Origin of the sequence: Mesorhizobium sp. M1312, assembly GCF_040318115.1 — a bacterium.
Lineage (GTDB): Bacteria > Pseudomonadota > Alphaproteobacteria > Rhizobiales > Rhizobiaceae > Mesorhizobium.
Genome location: NZ_JAMYLQ010000006.1, coordinates 147,794 through 165,527, shown reverse-complemented (window position 1 = coordinate 165,527; position 17,734 = coordinate 147,794). Strand labels below are relative to the sequence as shown.

General features: G+C 61.5%; 14 protein-coding genes and 1 pseudogene. 6 read left to right on the top strand and 9 right to left on the bottom strand.

Annotated elements, in window-relative coordinates:
• Positions 1 to 9: 9 nt before the first annotated feature.
• The 4 genes from NKH36_RS10340 to NKH36_RS10325 form a co-directional block, all read right to left on the bottom strand.
• A complete protein-coding gene (locus tag NKH36_RS10340) occupies positions 10 to 729 on the bottom strand; it encodes a hypothetical protein (protein ID WP_352961631.1) in 720 nt (239 codons plus the stop codon).
• Between the two features lie 310 nt (positions 730 to 1,039).
• Positions 1,040 to 1,450: a TadE/TadG family type IV pilus assembly protein gene (locus tag NKH36_RS10335; protein ID WP_352957816.1), complete on the bottom strand. Its 411-nt coding sequence runs from the start codon at positions 1,448 to 1,450 to the stop codon at positions 1,040 to 1,042.
• Positions 1,440 to 1,883 carry a TadE/TadG family type IV pilus assembly protein gene (locus tag NKH36_RS10330; protein ID WP_352957814.1) on the bottom strand — a complete coding sequence of 148 codons (444 nt, stop codon included), beginning with the start codon at positions 1,881 to 1,883 and terminating at the stop codon, positions 1,440 to 1,442. Before NKH36_RS10330 ends, NKH36_RS10335 begins: the two co-directional genes overlap by 11 nt.
• 5 nt (positions 1,884 to 1,888) lie before the next feature.
• Positions 1,889 to 3,199 carry a pilus assembly protein TadG-related protein gene (locus NKH36_RS10325; protein ID WP_352957812.1) on the bottom strand — a complete coding sequence of 437 codons (1,311 nt, stop codon included), beginning with the start codon at positions 3,197 to 3,199 and terminating at the stop codon, positions 1,889 to 1,891.
• A gap of 134 nt (positions 3,200 to 3,333) precedes the next feature.
• Between NKH36_RS10325 and NKH36_RS10320 the strand changes: the two genes are divergently transcribed.
• Entirely contained in the window at positions 3,334 to 4,647 is a 1,314-nt protein-coding gene (locus NKH36_RS10320; protein ID WP_352957810.1) for an NAD(P)H-dependent oxidoreductase, read from the top strand.
• Between the two features lie 4 nt (positions 4,648 to 4,651).
• The gene (locus NKH36_RS10315) at positions 4,652 to 4,855 is read left to right on the top strand and encodes a hypothetical protein (protein WP_352957808.1); all 204 of its coding nucleotides are present in this window, start codon (positions 4,652 to 4,654) and stop codon (positions 4,853 to 4,855) included.
• Positions 4,856 to 5,260: 405 nt separating this feature from the next.
• Here NKH36_RS10315 and proC read toward each other — a convergent pair whose 3' ends face one another.
• Both proC and NKH36_RS10305 read right to left on the bottom strand, forming a co-directional pair.
• Positions 5,261 to 6,076, bottom strand: a complete 816-nt coding sequence (gene proC, locus NKH36_RS10310; RefSeq protein WP_352957806.1) for a pyrroline-5-carboxylate reductase — start codon at positions 6,074 to 6,076, stop codon at positions 5,261 to 5,263.
• Positions 6,077 to 6,203: 127 nt separating this feature from the next.
• Positions 6,204 to 7,370, bottom strand: a complete 1,167-nt coding sequence (locus tag NKH36_RS10305; protein WP_352957853.1) for an O-antigen ligase family protein — start codon at positions 7,368 to 7,370, stop codon at positions 6,204 to 6,206.
• 308 nt (positions 7,371 to 7,678) lie between these two features.
• On the opposite strand from NKH36_RS10305, the pseudogene NKH36_RS10300 reads away from it, so the two are divergent.
• Positions 7,679 to 9,872, top strand: a pseudogene (locus NKH36_RS10300) (adenylate/guanylate cyclase domain-containing protein).
• Between the two features lie 11 nt (positions 9,873 to 9,883).
• Here NKH36_RS10300 and NKH36_RS10295 read toward each other — a convergent pair.
• The 3 genes from NKH36_RS10295 to NKH36_RS10285 all read right to left on the bottom strand — a co-directional run bounded on the left by NKH36_RS10295 (position 9,884) and on the right by NKH36_RS10285 (position 12,981).
• Positions 9,884 to 10,339: a YHS domain-containing (seleno)protein gene (locus NKH36_RS10295; protein ID WP_352957851.1), complete on the bottom strand. Its 456-nt coding sequence runs from the start codon at positions 10,337 to 10,339 to the stop codon at positions 9,884 to 9,886.
• A 73-nt stretch (positions 10,340 to 10,412) separates the two neighbouring features.
• Positions 10,413 to 11,003, bottom strand: coding sequence for an ankyrin repeat domain-containing protein (locus tag NKH36_RS10290; protein WP_352957804.1), 591 nt, complete (start codon positions 11,001 to 11,003; stop codon positions 10,413 to 10,415).
• Between the two features lie 682 nt (positions 11,004 to 11,685).
• Complete coding sequence (locus tag NKH36_RS10285) at positions 11,686 to 12,981, bottom strand: lipopolysaccharide biosynthesis protein (RefSeq protein ID WP_352957802.1); 1,296 nt, start codon at positions 12,979 to 12,981, stop codon at positions 11,686 to 11,688.
• Between the two features lie 197 nt (positions 12,982 to 13,178).
• On the opposite strand from NKH36_RS10285, the gene NKH36_RS10280 reads away from it, so the two are divergent.
• The 3 genes from NKH36_RS10280 (at position 13,179) to NKH36_RS10270 (ending at position 17,666) form a co-directional block, all read left to right on the top strand.
• Complete coding sequence (locus NKH36_RS10280) at positions 13,179 to 15,626, top strand: Wzz/FepE/Etk N-terminal domain-containing protein (protein ID WP_352957849.1); 2,448 nt, start codon at positions 13,179 to 13,181, stop codon at positions 15,624 to 15,626.
• 123 nt (positions 15,627 to 15,749) lie between these two features.
• Positions 15,750 to 16,649 carry a bifunctional methylenetetrahydrofolate dehydrogenase/methenyltetrahydrofolate cyclohydrolase FolD gene (gene folD, locus NKH36_RS10275; protein WP_352957800.1) on the top strand — a complete coding sequence of 300 codons (900 nt, stop codon included), beginning with the start codon at positions 15,750 to 15,752 and terminating at the stop codon, positions 16,647 to 16,649.
• 18 nt (positions 16,650 to 16,667) lie between these two features.
• Positions 16,668 to 17,666: a GlxA family transcriptional regulator gene (locus NKH36_RS10270; protein WP_352957798.1), complete on the top strand. Its 999-nt coding sequence runs from the start codon at positions 16,668 to 16,670 to the stop codon at positions 17,664 to 17,666.
• Positions 17,667 to 17,734: the final 68 nt, after the last annotated feature.

The following is a 17,734-nucleotide window of genomic DNA, read 5'->3' as shown; positions in this document are numbered from 1 at the left end:
ATCCGGCGTTCAGGTGACGGATCTTGGGTTGTCTGGCGTGACCTGTCCCGAGGCCCTCTTTGCGAGACCATCCTGCGTCGGGAAGGCCGAGAACGCCGCGATGGCCAGGAAAATGGGAATCCCCAATTCGAAAATTTCCTCGAACACTGTGGAGGTATGGATCCGGGTGAGGTGGATGTCGAGAAATGTGAGATTTGATGGCGCCCCGTCGATGACCTTGGATAGGACGGCGCAACCGATAGCCGCGGCAATGGCAACGGCAGTCGCCTCGCCGTGGCGAAGCCCGTGCACAAAGCTACGGAAGCCGTTCTTCAGGAGCAAATAGAATGCAACGGCGAGGGCAATCACGACCGTCGCGCCGATTAGCTTTTCCAACAGCGGAACGTCAGGCGAGATATAGAGGGTGGTCTTGGTGATGTTGTGGGTGGTGAAATGCGCATGGAAGTCCAGCTCGCGCAGGCACATCGCGATCAGTATGGCAACGAGATACCACCGCTTGAGCAGGTCCCGATATGACATTTCCCGGACAAGCGTTGCCACGACGATCAGGTAGCCGGCCGCCGAGAAGACTTCAATTGGACCGCCCTCGCTGAGGTAAAACTTCCGTATGTCTTCGGGAAAGAAAGCGAGCGGCAAGGCGATGAGAAAGACGAGCACCAGCAGGGCGAGGCCCATTTGATTGAAATAGTGGCCTTTGCCGTAACCGGTCTTTCTTTCGCTCCACGCCATATTTGTCTCGCCCATCTGTCCCGTGCCGACTCTCTGCTGATCGTGATTTCACTCAATTTGAAAGGCTGGGCCTCGTCAAGTTGCCGCTCCGTATGCCCGGCCGCTTGCCGGCGCTCTGACGGCATCACTCCGTAAGCGTGGCGAGCCTGTCCGGCCTAGTGCGGTGTTGGCTGTCCTGTCCAGAAACGTGTCTTTGTAGCGACGCCGACCCGTTCACTCACGCCACCGATCGCCGCCATCCCGCTACCGCGGTGTTAACGAATCAATCGGCGCCCCACCGCCTGTTGCGTAAAGGCGCTGTTGGACGCTCTCACGATCCGACCAACGGAACTGTGACAGTTGTCGCATAATTGATCGGATATTGGTCGAAGTACGGCAACTCGATCACGAAAGCATATCTGGCCGTGAGATGCGCCATGCGGAAGCCGCCGCTGGGAGGGTCGATTGCTATCGTCACATCGACATCTTTCAATCCCAAACTCAGCAATTTTTCTGTGGCTATGGCCTCTATTTCGGCCTCGGTCAGCGAGTTCTTCAGTTGCAGCGCACGTGAGGACGTTTCCAGCGTGTAGCGAACGCTGGACATGGCATTCAGAGCCCAGCCGAATGCGAAGATACCGAACAAAAGTATTATCAGAAAAGGTGCGATCAGCGCGAATTCCAGCCCAGTCCCACCTGATGCATCACGGCTGAACGCTCTCGCGATCCGCTTAGCGGACACGGATCACCTCTTGATGGCCGATCTCGCGAGAAAGAGAAAACGCGCCAAAAATGAAGGGCGGGGACCAGGTCGCCGTCGCTTTTATTTCCACGAAGACCGAGGGAGCTTTCGTCCCCCCGTTGCACAGGCTCGATGCATCGACCACGGTGCTTCCGCACGTGTATTTCCGGCCCAGTGTAACCTGTGCGCCTTCGGGATGGTTTTCCCAACTCGAAAGGGCAACGGCTTGGGTGGCCGCATCGTCGGTTGCTCCCTCCATCACAAGATTTGCCGCCGTCTTGACGCTTGCGCGCATCGACAACGAGCTCGATACGAAAGACCAGCCGTCAATGATGCCGAGAACCACCAGGCAAAGGATCGGCACAATCAGCGCAAACTCCACCGCAGCAACACCCGAATCGTTCCGGAAAATCCGACCTGACCGCCGTTCCATAACGGTTACTCGACAAGCTGAACGGATTGCGCGGCCGGAATCTCTCGCATTCCGAGGCTCGTGCAATCCTGCTTGATGCTTGTAGCGCCGGACCACTCTACCGTATCGGCAACGACCTGTGTGCAACCACCTTGGCCCGAGAAATTGCCGAGATATTTAACCTCCTGCGTTGGAAAATACAGAGCACCGGTCAAAAGCGAATCCGCCGTGCCATTAAACGAGTTCGATCCCGCCAGGTTTGCTCTGTCGCCGTAAAACAGCACACCCGAATAGGTGCCTGACGTCGGTGCGCTAAGCTTGACGGTGGCCGTGCCGTTCATGCTGACGCCGGAGCTGCCGGCCAGATAGATGATGACTCCGTCGCCGGATATGTTTGCGTTCGCGCTTGCTTTGAAATCGCCCCCCTCAACGACATATACCCCGGGCGAGAGCGTTACACTGCCGCTCAAGCTGAGCCCCTTGCAGTATGTTCCAGGTTTCAAGGTCGACTGATTGTCCTTTTGACAGGGGTTCGTGGCTGGCGGCGCCGGCAAGTCGGCAAAAGGATCCGCAGCGGGCAGCGCCTGGGTAAGCGGGTTCGCGCAAACGGTTTTTACAACGTTGCTCAATGAAACACCGCCTGCCGATATCAGGCAATCGGCCTCCAGATATGCCGACCCTTGAAGCTTGAGGGCGTCCGCGGCGATTGAATCCGACATGACGGAGCAGCCGGTCAGCTTGAGGTTCGAACTGCCGGAAAAGAGCGCCGCTCTCGAAGCGGAAGGATTGAGCGCCAGAACGCAGGCTTTTGACGCGTCCGTGATAAGAGCCACCGCCCTTGCCTGCGCGCCGACCGCGCTTTGACTGAATATCGATGTGAAAAATCGATCGAGCGTCTGATGGACGATGACCTCGACCGCCTTTTTTGCGACATTCGGTCCGGACGATGGAGGCGTGAAGACCTCGATTGTGCCTGTCGATGGTCCCCAGCCGTTCGTGGTCGCTGACAGCGTCGCGGCCGAGACAATCGCTGGCTTGTCGGATCCCGAAACTTTTTCCAAAGCGCCAGCATAGGCTGCCGCATCCGCCACCGCCTGTAGCTTCAGGCCGCTATAATACCAGTAGGAAGTCTCGACACCGAGCCCCGCTCCGCCGACAACAATCGGCAAAGACAGGGCAAAAATAGTAGCAACGTTGCCGCTCTCGCCGATTCGTCGCAGACAGCTGAAAAAATGCCTGAAGGTACCGCCACCCCATCCCATTTGCCTATTCAAGCAGCGATGCATGAAGGAATGACTAAGAATTTCACTCGATTTGTTAGCTACGCTCCTCGCCATCCGCCGGCGCTGAACCAGCTTCTTTCAGTCCCCCGGGTCACGCGCAAGAAACTGCCGACGGCGGCCGGTTTCGTTGGCAAAAGGTTACCATTCCCTGCTATTGCCCCCACAAATCAAAAGCAGTGGACTTGCGCATGACCAATGTCGCCCTGACCGGGCTTGCCAGCGATCTCGCCAAGCGCGCCGCGGAAGGCCGTCCGGTGCGCATCGGCGTCATCGGCTCCGGCGAGATGGGCACCGACCTGGTGACGCAAGGCATGCTGATGCCGGGCATTTCGGTGTGCGCCGTCTCGACCCGCCGCCCGCACACGGCGCGTGATGCTGTCCGTATCGCCTATGGCGATGAGGCGATGGCAAGGGAGGCCGATACGCCGTCGAAGGTCAGCGAGGCGATCGAGAGCGGAAAAATCGCCATCACCTCGAACGAGATGCTGGTCACCAATCCGCTCATCGACGTCGTCATCGACGCGACCGGCAAGCCCGGCGTCGCCGCCGATTTCGACCTGATGGCGATGGAGCACGGCAAGCATCTGGTGATGATGAACGTCGAGGCCGACGTTACCATCGGCTGCTATCTGAAGCAGCAGGCCGACCGGCTCGGCGTCGTCTATTCGGTCGGCGCCGGCGACGAGCCGTCGAGCTGCATGGAGCTGATCGAATTCGCTTCGGCGCTCGGCTACACCATCGTCTCGGCCGGCAAAGGCAAGAACAACCCGCTCAACCATGACGCCGTGCCCGACGACTATCGCGCGGAAGCGCTGCGCCGCAACATGAACCCGCGCATGCTGGTCGAATTCGTCGACGGATCCAAAACCATGGTCGAGATGTGCGCCATCGCCAACGCCACCGGGCTGGTGCCTGACATTGCCGGCATGCATGGCCCTAAGGCCGATCGCGATGATTTGGCCAAGGTGCTCATCCCGCGCGCCGATGGCGGCATCCTGTCGAAGAAGGGCGTCGTCGACTACACCATCGGCAAGGGCGTGGCGCCCGGCGTCTTCGTCATCGTCGAGGCGACCCATCCGCGCATCATCGAGCGCATGGACGATCTGCATATCGGCCACGGACCCTACTACAGCTTCTTCCGGCCGTATCATCTGACCTCGCTGGAAGTGCCGCTCACCGCCGCGCGCATCGCGCTCTATGGCAAGCCGGACATGGTGCCGCTGCCGAGACCCGTCGCCGAGGTCTGCGCCGTGGCCAAGCGCGATCTCGCCGCCGGCGAGATTTTCGATGCCATCGGCGAGACCTGCTACCGCTCCTGGACCATGACTGTCGAAGAGGCCCGCGCCAACCGCGCCGTGCCGGTCGGCCTGCTCGAAGGCGGCAAGGTGCTGAGACCGGTCAGCAAGGGCGAGCTGCTGACATCAGGCAATGCCGCGCCAGACCCGACGACCAGGCTGTTCGCCTTGCGCCGGCTGCAGGACGAGATGCTGTACGGAGACTAGGATAATGATCGAGATGCGCGAATCCGAATTGAAGCGGGAGAGTGGACGCATTCCTCTGGCCGAACGACTCGCAGCCATTGCCCGCGATCTCAAAGCCAGAGCGGGCAAGGACGGCCGGCCTGTGAACAAGGATGAGATCGATGACCTGTGGGGACACCCTGATGGTGCGGCTCGGTGGGTTGAGACCACTGGATCGCTGCACTTCTAGACCACCGTAACGGCATGGATCCTAGGGTCTGCGCCGCGTCGCTTCGCTCCTTGCTCCGCCCTAGGATGACGAAGGCATGGTGGCTTAAGGCCAATCGCGGATGTTGGAGATTGGCAGTGCCGTGGCGGATAATCTGAAGATTCGCGGCTAACGGCAAAATCGCAAACCTTCGGATGAGCCAAAATGACCCTCCGTTCGTCATCCTAGGGCGGAGCAGGAGCGAAGCGACGTCGCGGAGACCCTAGGATCCACGCCGTTACCTCTGAGCGTCGCAGCGTTTGAAGACTAAGATCCCTGCACCCTTCGAGCGCTGCTGCGTGGAACAGCAGGGCAGCACCTCATCCAGTCAACCGACCCTCGTTCGCAGGCCGGCTGAATGTCAACACCTGGCCCGCAAAGCCGCTACTACTTCCCCAACTCGATCGACCTTAGCCGTGCCGCTTCCACCGCTTCGGTGAGCAGATGGGTCAGCCGGTCCTCGCCCATCAGTACGGCAAGAGCGGCGGCCGTGGTGCCGTTGGGGCTGGTCACCTGCTGGCGCAGCACGCCCGGATCTTCACCGCTTTCGGCGGCGAGCGAGGCGGCGCCATAGACCGTCTGCATGGCCAGCAGCCTGGCGGTCTTTGTCGGCAGGCCGGCCTTCTCGGCAGCCACGGTCAGCGCTTCGATGAAATGGAAGATATAGGCGGGCCCAGACCCTGACACCGCCGTCACCGCGTCCATCAGACCTTCGTCGTCGATATCGGTCACTTCGCCGCTCGCCGAAAGCAGATCGGCAACGAAACGCTTCGTGTCGATGGAGACCAGCCGGTTGGAAAACACCACCATCATGCCCTTGCCGATCGCCGCCGGCGTGTTGGGCATGCAGCGCACGATCGGCGCGCGATCGCCCAGAATGGCCTCGAAAGTGGCGACCGGCGTTCCGGCGGCTATGCTGAGGAAGGTGGTGCGCCCATCATTGAAGCGCTTGTAGGCGGCAGTCACGTCGCGGATCATTTGCGGCTTCACCGCAATGACCACGAGGGCCGGCACGGCATCTGCCGGAAAGCCGCCGGCGTCGGCCGCAGCACTGCAACCCAGCGCTTCGGCGCGCTTGCGCAGATCGGCATTGGGCTCGATCACGAAAACCGCCGCCGGGGGGAGCTTGCCGGATTTCAGCCAGCCCGAGAGCATGGCGTAGCCCATATTGCCGCAACCGGCGAGAACAAGCCTGATCGTCATGGAAAACCTCCGCTAGAGCATCGGACCCAAAAGTGGATACCGGTTTTGGGAAAATCCGATGCTCAAACAAAAAGATGACTTCCCATAGACGCTCGCGGCCAGGCGGGAAAGCCCTCTTGGGATGGGGTCAGGACGGACCACGGACCGCCATCGGCCGCAGCGACACCTGCCTGAGACCGAACATGCCGAACACGAAGAACAGCCAGACCGGGTCGGCGCGATGGAAGAAGAAGCTTTCGAGGAAGGCGTTGAGCGCTGCGAACAGCACCACCATCATGAAGAAGTCGCCGAGATAGATATTTTCCTTGCGCAAGGGGATACGCATGTAATCGCGCAGCGGCGCGATCAGGAACGTGTAGACCGCCACGCAGAGCGCCGGGATGCCCATCAGCACCGCGATGTCGAGATAGCCGTTATGGCCGTGCACGATGGTTCTGATGTCCCAGGCCCGGTCGAAGGGCTGGTCCTGGTTCAACAGCAGCGGCGTGCCCCAGAAGCTCTCGAAGCCGTAGCCGGTCCACGGCCGCTTGGCCAGCATCTCGCCGGCGAACTCCCACAGCGTCGTGCGCCCGGTGTAGGTCAGGTCGGGGAAATAGAGTGCAGCCAGATGCTTCACCGGCGGCAGGAAGACGATGCCCAGCGTGCCGATCGCCGCGGCGATGATCGCCAGCGCGAACAGGATTGGCGTGCCGAACCGCATGCCGATCAGGCTCGGCAGCACGACGATCAGGATCGAAAACGGCACCAGTCCGGCCGTCGTCTTGGAACCGGTGTGCAGCATGAAGATCATCGCCGCGCAAAAGATTGTTGCGCCCCATAGCCGCTGTCCGCGCCGGTAGAGGTACAGCCCGGCAAAGCTGAAGCAGGCCATGACAGGGCCGGCGATGTTCTTGTGGGTGAACACGCCGCGCCACAGGCCGGCATGTTCCGGCTCCAGCGAATCGGTGGTGTGCAGCGCCTCGTTTGGAAAGACGATGAGCCAGGACAGGCCCATGACGACGAAGATGGTGAAGATGATGACTTTCGAGAAAGCCTCGGCGTCGCGCGGAAGCGCCAGGATTGTCGCCATCGTCAAGATGCCGATCAGCGTGAAGGAAGCGGTGCGCATGGCCGACGGCGGGTCGGTTGCCATCACCACCGACAGCATGAAGAAGCCCAGCATCAGCAGCCAGGACGGGCTGAGCAGCGAGCGCACCACGCGCGGGTCGGCGAAAGCCAGCAGCGAGAAGATCGAGATCGCGCCGAGCGAGCCGAAGCCGAGCTGGTTGACGATGTCGCCGCCATCGCCGGTCATTTCGGCGCCGGCCGGCTTGATCCTTGGGGAAAACCCGATCACTCTGAACGACCGGGTTCGATCCCTTGCGGATGTTTAGTTGGGGCGCCGCATGACCCAATCCGGTCATTCCCACCGCATCTCCGCGTCTCCAAAGCGGACACACAGCCAAGCCGGCGCTGATGACCTAAAGCGGACATCTTGTCGAAAGAGCATTCCGTTCAGAACTCGTGGATGGAGCGCAGTCGCGCACACTCGCGTCCGAAGCAGGACTAGAATAGGGTGAAAGGCAAAGCCGCTACGACCGATCAGGGAAAGCGCACGGCACTATGGACCGACGGCTTACCGCAATACTTGCTGCCGACGTGGTTGGCTACAGCCGCCTCATGGGCGAGGACGAGGTAGGCACCCTCGAGGGACTGAAGAGCTGCCGTCGCAAACTGATCGACCCCGAGATCAAGAAGCACCACGGCCGCATGATCAAGCTCATGGGCGACGGCGCTCGTCGAGTTCGCCAGCGTCGTCGATGCCGTCCAGTGTGCTGCTGCGATCCAGCGCCGGATGGCCGACCGCAACAAGGGCACCGCCGAAGCCCGGCAAATCCGGTTTCGCATTGGTGTCAATCTTGGAGATATAATCGTTGAGGGTGACGATATCTACGGCGACGGGGTAAACATCGCCGCCCGTCTGCAGGAGATCGCAGAGCCCGGCGGAATTTGCATCTCCGGGACGGCGTTCGATCACGCGGTGCACAAAGTGGATGTCGGCTTTGCGGATCTCGGAGGGCAGCGCCTCAAGAATATCGCCGATCCGGTTCGCGCCTATAGGGTTCTGCTCGATCCCGGAGAAGCGGGGAAGATCCTGGCGGCACCACGCCGGCCAGGTTCGCGCATCATGGTTTTGGCAGGAGTAGCAGCGCTGCTCATCGCCTTGCTTGCAGGCATTTTTGCATGGCAATGGCAAAAGCCCTCCGCGCTCGGAAAGCCATCCATTGCGGTACTGCCGTTTACGAACCTGAGCGGCGATCCTGGCCAGGACTATTTTGCTGACGGCATCACCGAAGATTTGATCACCGACCTTGCGAAGCTTTCCGGCCTCGATGTGATCGCCCGCAACTCCGTCTTCGCGTACAAGGGAAAGCCCCTGGTTTTGGCAGATGTTGGGCGTGACCTTGGCGTGCGCTTTGTCGTTGACGGCAGCGTGAGGCGCACCGGCGATCAAATCCGCCTCAACGCGCAGCTCATCGATATCGCAACTGGCGACAATCTATGGGCTAATCGGTTCGATCGCGGCATCGCGGACGTGTTTGCCGTCCAGGACGAGATGAGCCGGGAAGTTGCCAAAGCACTCGGCGTGCAACCTTCTGCTACGGAGAGCGAGCGGATGGCACGCCCGCCTACTTCCAATCTTGAAGCCTACGATTACTACCTGCGCGCTGAGCAGGCGGCTCGCTCCGGTGGGGGCTCAGGTCTGAGGAAGGCACTTGCGCTCTATGAAAAGGCGGAGGAAGTCGACACCGCTTTCGCTGAAGCCTTCGCGGCCGACGCACGCACGAGTGTCTATGTTTGGCGGGCTGGCTTCGATGACATCACCCAGAGCGCGCTTGCGAGAAAGAGAGCTTATGAAAAGGCAGGCAAGGCGTTGGAACTCGATCCGGACCTTTCATCGCCTTATGCCCTTCTAGGCATCATGCAGGTCATCGATCGCCATTACGATGAAGCGATCGCCTCGGCGAAGCGGGCCGTTGCAATCGGCCCGCGAGACGCTGGGTCTCATATAGCCCTCGGATATGTGCAGTTGTTCGCTGGCAATCACGCCGAGGCGGCCAATGCCGTCGAGGCCGCATTGAAGCTCGATCCCAATCTGCCCCCCATGGACCGGGAAATCGCTGGTCTCGTCTTTCTCCTTCAGGGCGACACCGCGAAGGCCATCGAGACTCTCGAGCGTACCCGCGACGATGCCCCGACGGATGGTGGTTTTCGGATTCTGCTCGCAGCGGCATACGCTCGCGCCGGCCGTTTGCAGGATGCAAAAGAGGCAATCGCCGAGGGCCTCCGCGTAACTTCGACGTCCGAATCCCCTGCTCGGCGGCGGTCCTTAGCTGCATGGCGACATTTTTATGCCAATTTGCGCAACGCTGAGGATTTAGCTCTGATCCTCGACGCCATGCGCCAAGCAGGCTTGCCCGAGTGGCCCTTCAACTTCACCGCCGACGAACAGAACCGGTTGAACGGCGCAGAGATCGCTTCTCTCGTCCTGGGCCATACACTGCAGGGTCAGCTCGAGCCCGATCGTCAACCTGCCATCATGCAGGTCGCACAGGACGGCACAGCGGGCTTCCGCACGATGACGCGAATGCTCACGCTAAGAGTCTACGTCGATCATGACGTCTTATGTGAGCAGAGCGAGAATTCGTTTGGACGCCCCGAGTGTGGTCCCGTTTACAAACGCAGAGATGTTCCCGGTGAGGAATATTCCTACGTCAATTCAGGTAAGGTGTTTCACTTCGTGACGGTGAATTGAGCTCGTGACTTTCAAGGGTTATTGATCGAGTCCCAATCCGGGTCATCGACTGCCAACTTTGCTTCGACGACCGGCCATTTTGCATCGCCCTTCGGAACAAGATCATCGGCATTGTCCGCAAAGGCGGCCGCGTTCCCTTCATCGTAGATCAGGTAGAGCTTGCCATCGATGATCTTGAACGCTTCCGGATCGACATTGACGGTGACGGATTCATTGAGTGCGACCTCGCCCGCGCAGTAACCACCATATTGAGGAGCGTATTTGGCAGGTTCGCTCATGAACATTTCCTTGTGTTCCTTGCTGGCGAAATGCCACGGCGTGCCAAGCCACTCATAGGAAAATTCTTCGGAACCCTTCACAGCCTTGCCATCGGTGAAATAAGCGACCGTGTCGTAGCCCATGATCGCCACTCCGCCGAAGTAGCCGGTATTCACCGACTCGGCGAAGGCAGAGCCTGCACCGGCCATCAAGGTGAGCGCACATACGACTGCCGACGAATTGCGAACCAGTCTGATCGATATGTTCATCTGCGTTCTCCGTTCAATCGTGGATAGCTTCGCACTTCGCAGCGTTCGCTTCGCCCAGGACTTTCGCCTGGCACGTGGCGCCATGCCGTTTGAATAGTTTTATTATGGCGATATTGCCCTTCCAGAACGCGCGGGTAATCGGCATGTAGCCATGACCCTCGGCACGGTTCACATCCGCACCTTGCGCAATGAGGAATTCTGCCAGTTCGACATGGTTTTCCTCACCCGCTATCACCAAGGGTGTGACCCCAGACTTGTTAGCCGAATCTTCGAGCACCGCCCCCTGTTCGAGCAACAGCTTGGCGATTGGAAGGCTTCCAGAAAAGGCAGCCGCGTGGAGAGGGGTAAACCCACCGGAATTGCGCGCCATGACGTCGGCGCCCTTGCTCAGCAGGAATTCCGCAATGGCAAGCTGATCGTCGAGAGCAGCAGCGATGAGAGGGGTGGCCTGGTCGCGTGCCCGGCTGTCGACGTCGGCACCGTCAGTCAATGCTTGCTCGACGGCGGCTTTGTTGCCGGCGGCGATGGCGTCGAACAGCACATCACCTGCGTCTGCCGGTGTCGCGACAAACGCCAACACACAAAATGTCAACAGCCCACGCATCCCTACTGATATCACGCGCGGGGATGGCGTACAAGTTCGGCAGGGGGACGGTGGTCCGCGACATGGCGCTATCGCGTTGCCCGCCGTACGAGCCAGCAACGGGAATGTCCGGTTCGGATTGCGCCAGGAATGACCGGGATTGGCGCAACCAAGCCGTACCAACGGCCACGCCATACGGCAGCATTGCACCTTACCCGACATCAGGCATTTTTTCGAGAGGCTCTGGCGACAACCTCGATGGTCTCGTCTCGAAAATAGAACAAGAAATGCCGTGAATTCGGACTGTCTGGCGAAAGAACCTCCCAATCGTCGACTGCCCGGCCGTCGCCGATCACTTCGTAGAACGCCCTCCATTTTGGAGCTTGATTGCTATAACGGCCTTCACCTGCAAACCACGCGTGATCATTTGTGGCGTCCCAACCGTCAGCGACTACAGCCACCGAAGCGCAGCGTTGGCACCTCTCCCTCTCTGGCGTCGTAGGCCCATGGTTTTAAAAGAAGGGAAAGCTGAACTGTGTCGCCCTCGACGATTAGCTCTACGTCAGGAGCATTAGGCCCGGCGTTCCAGTCAGGGTTGAGGTGGCGGAAAGATAACTCGGTCATGCACCGATATTGCATGTCGAAAGGGCAACTTTCCATCCCGTCTTGGCCATTGGCGGCAGCCGGCCGATTGCGTTTGCCCCTAGACCGGCTTGGCCGGTTTGCGCATCGCCGAATAGGTGAGCAGCGTCGAGGCGAGATAGAGCAGCAGGAAGACGACATTGAGCGACAGCACCAGATCAGGCGTGTCCAGGATCGTGGTTAGCACGTAGCTCAGCAGCACCGCCTTCAGCCCGGCAAGCAACGCGAGGTTGATCGCCCGCACCAGCGTCTGGCCGCGCGCGAACAGAAGCTCGGCCTGGTATTCGACGAGATTGCGCAGGCCCGGCACGCAGATCGCCAGCGCCACCAATGGGGCGGCCTCCGCTACATTCCTGCCGAGCGCGTTGGGGAAGAAATGCAGCACGATGCCGAGTGCCGCCAGCGCCAGCGTCGAGACCAGGAACACGCCGCCTTCGATGCCGCTCTTGACCGAAAGGCGCGACAGCAGGTCCGGCGCCCGCATCATGCGCTGCACCAGCATCATCGAGAAGGTGCGGATCGGGATCGCGGTCAGGTCGACCAGCCGCATGATGATGGCATAGATGCCGGCGAGGTGCGGCCCGCCGATCGCCAGCACCAGCAGCTTGTCGAATTCCATCTGCAGGTAGAACAGCACCTCTGCGCCGGCCACGTAGACGGAATCGGCGAGCCGCCGCAGATAGAGCGCCAGCCGCAGCCGCAGTCTCTGGCGCGGATAGAATAACCCGAAGGCGATGAGCAGCGAGGCGGCGTTGGCGCCGATATAATACCAGGACCAGACCCCTATGGTCGGCTGCGCCGCGAACATGAACAGCACGGCGCCGAGCGCCCGCAGAGCCGTCGCCAGGATCGTTAGCAAGGCGGCGCGGCCGAATTTGCCGAGACCGTTGTTGACGATCAGCGCCACTTCGACCGGCCGCCACAGCAACGCCTCGGCAAACACGATCGCCGCAAAGACCGACAGCGGCACGGTGCCGGCAAAGAAGACCCGGTAGACGCCGTAAGAGGCGGCAGTCAGCAACGGCAGCGATATCGCGCCGAGCAGCAGGAAGCCGGCCGTGAAGGTGCCGATCAGATTAGGGCGGATGGTCGCGGTTCGGTAAAGCGCCGAGATGAAGCCGAAGGCCAGGATGCGTGACAGCATCACGCCGGCAGCCGAAGCGGTGGCGAACATGCCGAACTCGGCGATGGACAGCGTGTTGGCCAGCGCGATGAAATAGGCGAGCGAAAACACCAGCCGCCCGCCCGCGCCGCTGATCGCTGAAAGATAGTCGCGAACCAGCCCCCGTCGCTCGACCACGAAAGCGCCGATCCGGGCGAGGGGCCGCCTTTGCGGGATGTTGCCAGCCTGGGTCATGTATCGGAGACAGCATAGGCTGGAAAGTTTAACGCGCGGTTCTGAGTGCTTTTGTGGCGTTCAAGAAGGACACAACCGAAGAGGGAATTCTTGTCTTCAGGGCAGGGAAATTAACCTTTTGTTTCCTATGCCTGTTTAGCGTGGCTTAACGAATGGCTGACCGCGCGTCCAAGCCGCCAAGGGCAAGCTCCACGACAATGGTCGACAGGCAAAACCGTGAAGATTGGAAGCGCGAGCGGTCCTTGCTGGCGCTCGGCCAGGCGATGCGCGGCGAAGAAGAAGCTAAACCATCGCTGGTTTCGATCGGGGACCGGGCAGACCCGTCATGGCGCGAAGATGCCGCGACGCGCCATCGTCTGGCGCGCCTACGCCGCGAGGGGCGAGCGCATCCGGAACTTTCGGACCCCTCGGCGACCCCGGAACGCTGGATGACTCCGGAGTTATCGGCAAACGATGAAACAAGCCAGTTTCAAGCCAATCATGCATCCGCTTCGGCCGCCCGGATGCCGCCAGAGGCGGACGAGGCCGTTGAAGCGGACTATGCCGAAGCCAGGCCGCGGGAGGAGCCGGTTGCTGCCAGCACCTCCGAAGACCGCCGTGCCGATGCCGATCCTCGACATGCCGCGCTCGATCCCCGATACGCCGCGTTCGACCCACGATACGCCGCGTCCGAGCTTCAATACGCCGGTGACGAGCAGCGGTCTTTCCGTGAGGACGACGGATGGAAGCCGTTGATCGATCCGATGCAGGTGGTCCGCGGCGTTGCCCGGTCGAAGCTGCTGATTGTCGCCATGACGATATTGGGCACCACCCTTGGCGTCGCGATCGCGCTGTCGACGCCGAAGAAATACGAAGCCACCGCAGAGCTGATCGTCGACCCGCGCGACCTGAAGCTCACCGACCGCGACCTCACCCAATCGGTGGTTGCGTCCGACGCCACGCTGGCCATCGTCGAAAACCAGGTTCGCGTGCTCACCTCCGGTACTGTTCTCAACAAGGTCGTGGACAAGCTCAATCTCATCAACGATCCGGAGTTCAACGGGCAAGGTTCTGATGGTCTGGGCGTGATGACGCTCATCCGGTCGATCCTGTCGCGCAATGACGGGCCGGGTGCCGATGAGGGCCGCCGCCGTGCGCTGGCCGTCGCCAATCTGGCGGAGAGCCTTTCGGTCGAGCGCGGCGGCAAGACCTTCGTCATCTCCGTTAGCGCCACCACGCAAAATGGCGAGAAGTCGGCGCTCATCGCCAATACGATGACGGACGTTTTCCTGCAGACCTTCGGTCAGATCCAGTCCGACACCGCTGGCCGCGCGACCAACGAACTGACGGGCAGGCTCGACGAGCTGCGCAAGGGCGTGGAAGCGGCCGAGCGCAAGGTCGAGGATTTCAGGGCCGCGCACGACCTTGTCGACGCGCAGGGCCATCTCATCAGCGACGACGAGATGCTCAAGCTCAACCAGCAGCTTGCGATCGCCCGCGCGCGCACGCTGGAACTCAACGCCCGCGCGGCGTCGGCGCGCTCGATCGACGTGAATTCGGTTCTGAGCGGCACATTGCCGGAGGAGATCAACTCCAACACCATGAGCGAATTGCGCTCGCAATATGCGACGCTCAAGCAGGAGGCCGACCGCGCTGCGATCCGGTTCGGGCCGCGCCATCCCGAGCTCCAGGCGCTCAATGCCCAGCTTGCCGGCTCGCGCGAGCGTATTGCCGGGGAACTGCGCCGCATCGCCTCGTCGCTGCAGGTCGACCTGAGGCGCGCCGTGCAGCTCGAACAGGATCTGGCCTCCCGACTGGCGCAGTTGAAGGTCCGCAGCGGCGACGTCAACAGCGACCTGGTTACCCTGCGCGAACTGGAGCGCGAGGCCGCCGCCAAACGCTCCGTCTATGAGCAATATCTTCTGCGCGCCAAGGAAACCGGCGAGCAGAAGGACATCAACACCGCCAATATCAACGTGATCTCCAAGGCCTTCGCCCCGCTCGAGCCGAACGGACCGTCGCGCGCCGTGACGGTGCTTGCCGGCCTGTTGGCGGGCCTCGCCTCTGGTGTCGGTCTGGGCGCCACGCGCGGCGCTTATGCGAGCCTGCGCGAAACCGCCAATTCGCGGCCGCGCCGCAGGGAACGCCGGTTTGAAGACCCGGCATACCAGGCGGCGGCACCGCGCGTTCCGTCGGTCGAGGCCACCAGGCGGTCAGGTCCGATCAGTGCGCTGCTGTCGGCGGTGAGCAGGATCGTGCCGCGCAAGGCGCGCAGGGAAGACGCTACCACTACGCCTTCCAGTGGCTCACCGGCCAGTGGCGCATCGGCAGTTGCCGGAGGCGCAAAGCGGGATCCGGTCAAGCAGCAGGGGATGTACCCAGCCCCGCCTATGCCCGCGTACCCCCATGCCCAACCGCCGATGGGCTATCCCTGGCAGATGCAGCCGCCGGCGGCCGGCTATCCGCCGGCCATAACGCCCCATGCCGGACAAGGGCCTTATCCGCAGCAGCAGTCGGTCTATCCCCGAGCCTCGTCGGACGAGGCAAATCAGGCTTCGGAAGCCGCCGAACAGCAAGCCTCCATCGAGGAAATCCGAGCCAGCTTGCGCGAATTCCGCGAAGCGGTTCGCGAACTCACCGAAAGCCGATCGCGGCGCTATTTCTGAGCGCCGAACAGAATAAAAGCCACCGGTTTCGAGTTAGCGGCATAAGACGGCGCTTTGACGGGATTGCCCGGTCGGATTTTCGTGAGAATGCCGCCCGAAGCAGAACGATGTTGAGGGTGGTTCATGGCCGAGTTGATTGACGGAAAGAGCGTCGCCGAAGACGTGGTGCGGCGCGTCAAGGCCTTGACGATCGAACTGATGGAAAAGCGCGCGCACAAGCCCGGTCTTGCCGTGGTCATCGTCGGCGAGGATCCGGCGAGCCAGGTTTATGTCGCCTCCAAATCCCGCACCGCCAAGGAATGCGGCTTTCATTCGGTCCAGCACACGCTGCCGGCCGAGACCTCCGAACAGGAACTGCTTGATATCATCGGCGAACTCAACGCCGATCCCGGCATCAACGGCATCCTGGTGCAGCTTCCGCTGCCTGGCCATATCGATGCGGGCAAGGTCATCCAGACAATAGCCCCGCAAAAGGACGTCGACGGCTTCCACTTCATCAATGTCGGCAAGCTCGGCACTGGCGAACTGGAGACGGCGTTCGTGCCTTGTACGCCGGCCGGCTCGATGCTGCTCATCGAGCGTGTGCGCGGCAAGGATCTTTCCGGGCTCAATGCGGTGGTCGTCGGCCGCTCCAATATTGTCGGCAAACCGATGGCCAATCTTCTGCTTGCCGCCAACTGCACCGTGACCATCGCACACAGCCGCACGAAGGACTTGGCCGCACTGGCGCGTACCGCCGACATTCTCGTTGCCGCTGTCGGCAGACCCGAAATGATCAGGGGTGACTGGGTCAAATCAGGCGCCACTGTCATCGACGTCGGCATCAACCGCATCGCGGCGCCCGAAAAGGGCGAAGGCAAGACCCGCCTCGTCGGTGACGTCGCCTATGCGGAAGCGGCGAAGACGGCCGGCGCCATCACGCCGGTGCCTGGCGGCGTCGGACCGATGACCATTGCCATGCTGATGGCCAACACGCTAGCTTCCGCCTATCTCGCGGCTGGATTGAAACGGCCGTCTTTCTGAACCTGGAAAGCCTCAGCTTTGCCGAACCCCACTGTTCCCTCAGAGCGGCCGGTCACGAACGATCCCATTCAAGGCGGCCGGCAGTTCGGGTTCCTGCTGGTCGACAAGTTTTCCATGTTCTCGCTGGCCGCCGCAATCGACACGTTCCGGTCGGCCAACCGGCTGCTCGGCCACGACTTCTATGGCTGGACGACGGTGTCGGCCGACGGCGATGCCGTCATGGCCTCCAACGGTCTGCCGCTCAAGATCGACTATGCCGTCGCCGATCTGCCGCCGGTCGATATACTTTTCGTCTCGGTCGGGCTGACGACCGAGTTTCCCGGCAAGAGCAAGGTGCTGGCGGCGCTGCGCAGCTGGGGCCGGCGCGGCAACGCGCTCGGCGCACTGTCGGTCGGCTCCTATCTGCTCGCCGAGGCAGGCCAGCTCGAAGGCTATCGCTGCACGATCCACTGGGAAAACCGCGCCGGCTTCGTCGAGCGGTTTCCCGACATCAACTGCACCGGCAATGTCTTCGAGATCGACCGCAAGCGCTACACCTGCGCCGGCGGCACCACCTCGATCGACCTGATGCTGGAGATCGTGCGCGGCGATTTCGGCTCGAGCCTTGCCAACGGCGTCGCCAACCAGTTCCAGCACGAGCGCATCCGCTCCGCCGGAGACCGCCAGCGCGTCGGCCCTGAGCGCGACCTGACCGGCAAATCGGAGAAGCTGCGGCGCATCGTCGAGCTGATGGCCGATCATCTCGACGAGCCGCTGTCGGCGGTGCAGCTCGCCAAATCGGCCGGCCTGTCGGTGCGTCAGGTCGAGCGCCTGTTCCTGCGTCACCTCACGGTGACGCCCGGCCGCTATTACATGCGGCTCAGGCTCGAGCGGGCGCGCGAATTGCTGCGCCAGACCAACATGCCGATCCTCGACGTGGCGATCGCCACCGGCTTCACCTCACACTCCTATTTTGCCCAGAGCTATCGGCTGCAGTTCGGCCGGCCGCCTTCCGAAGAGCGTCGCACGACGTATTGAGTGATTGGCTCAAGGCTTGTGGCCGACCCTACCAACGCCCGGCGTCCGGGCTTGTGTCCTGACGCGGC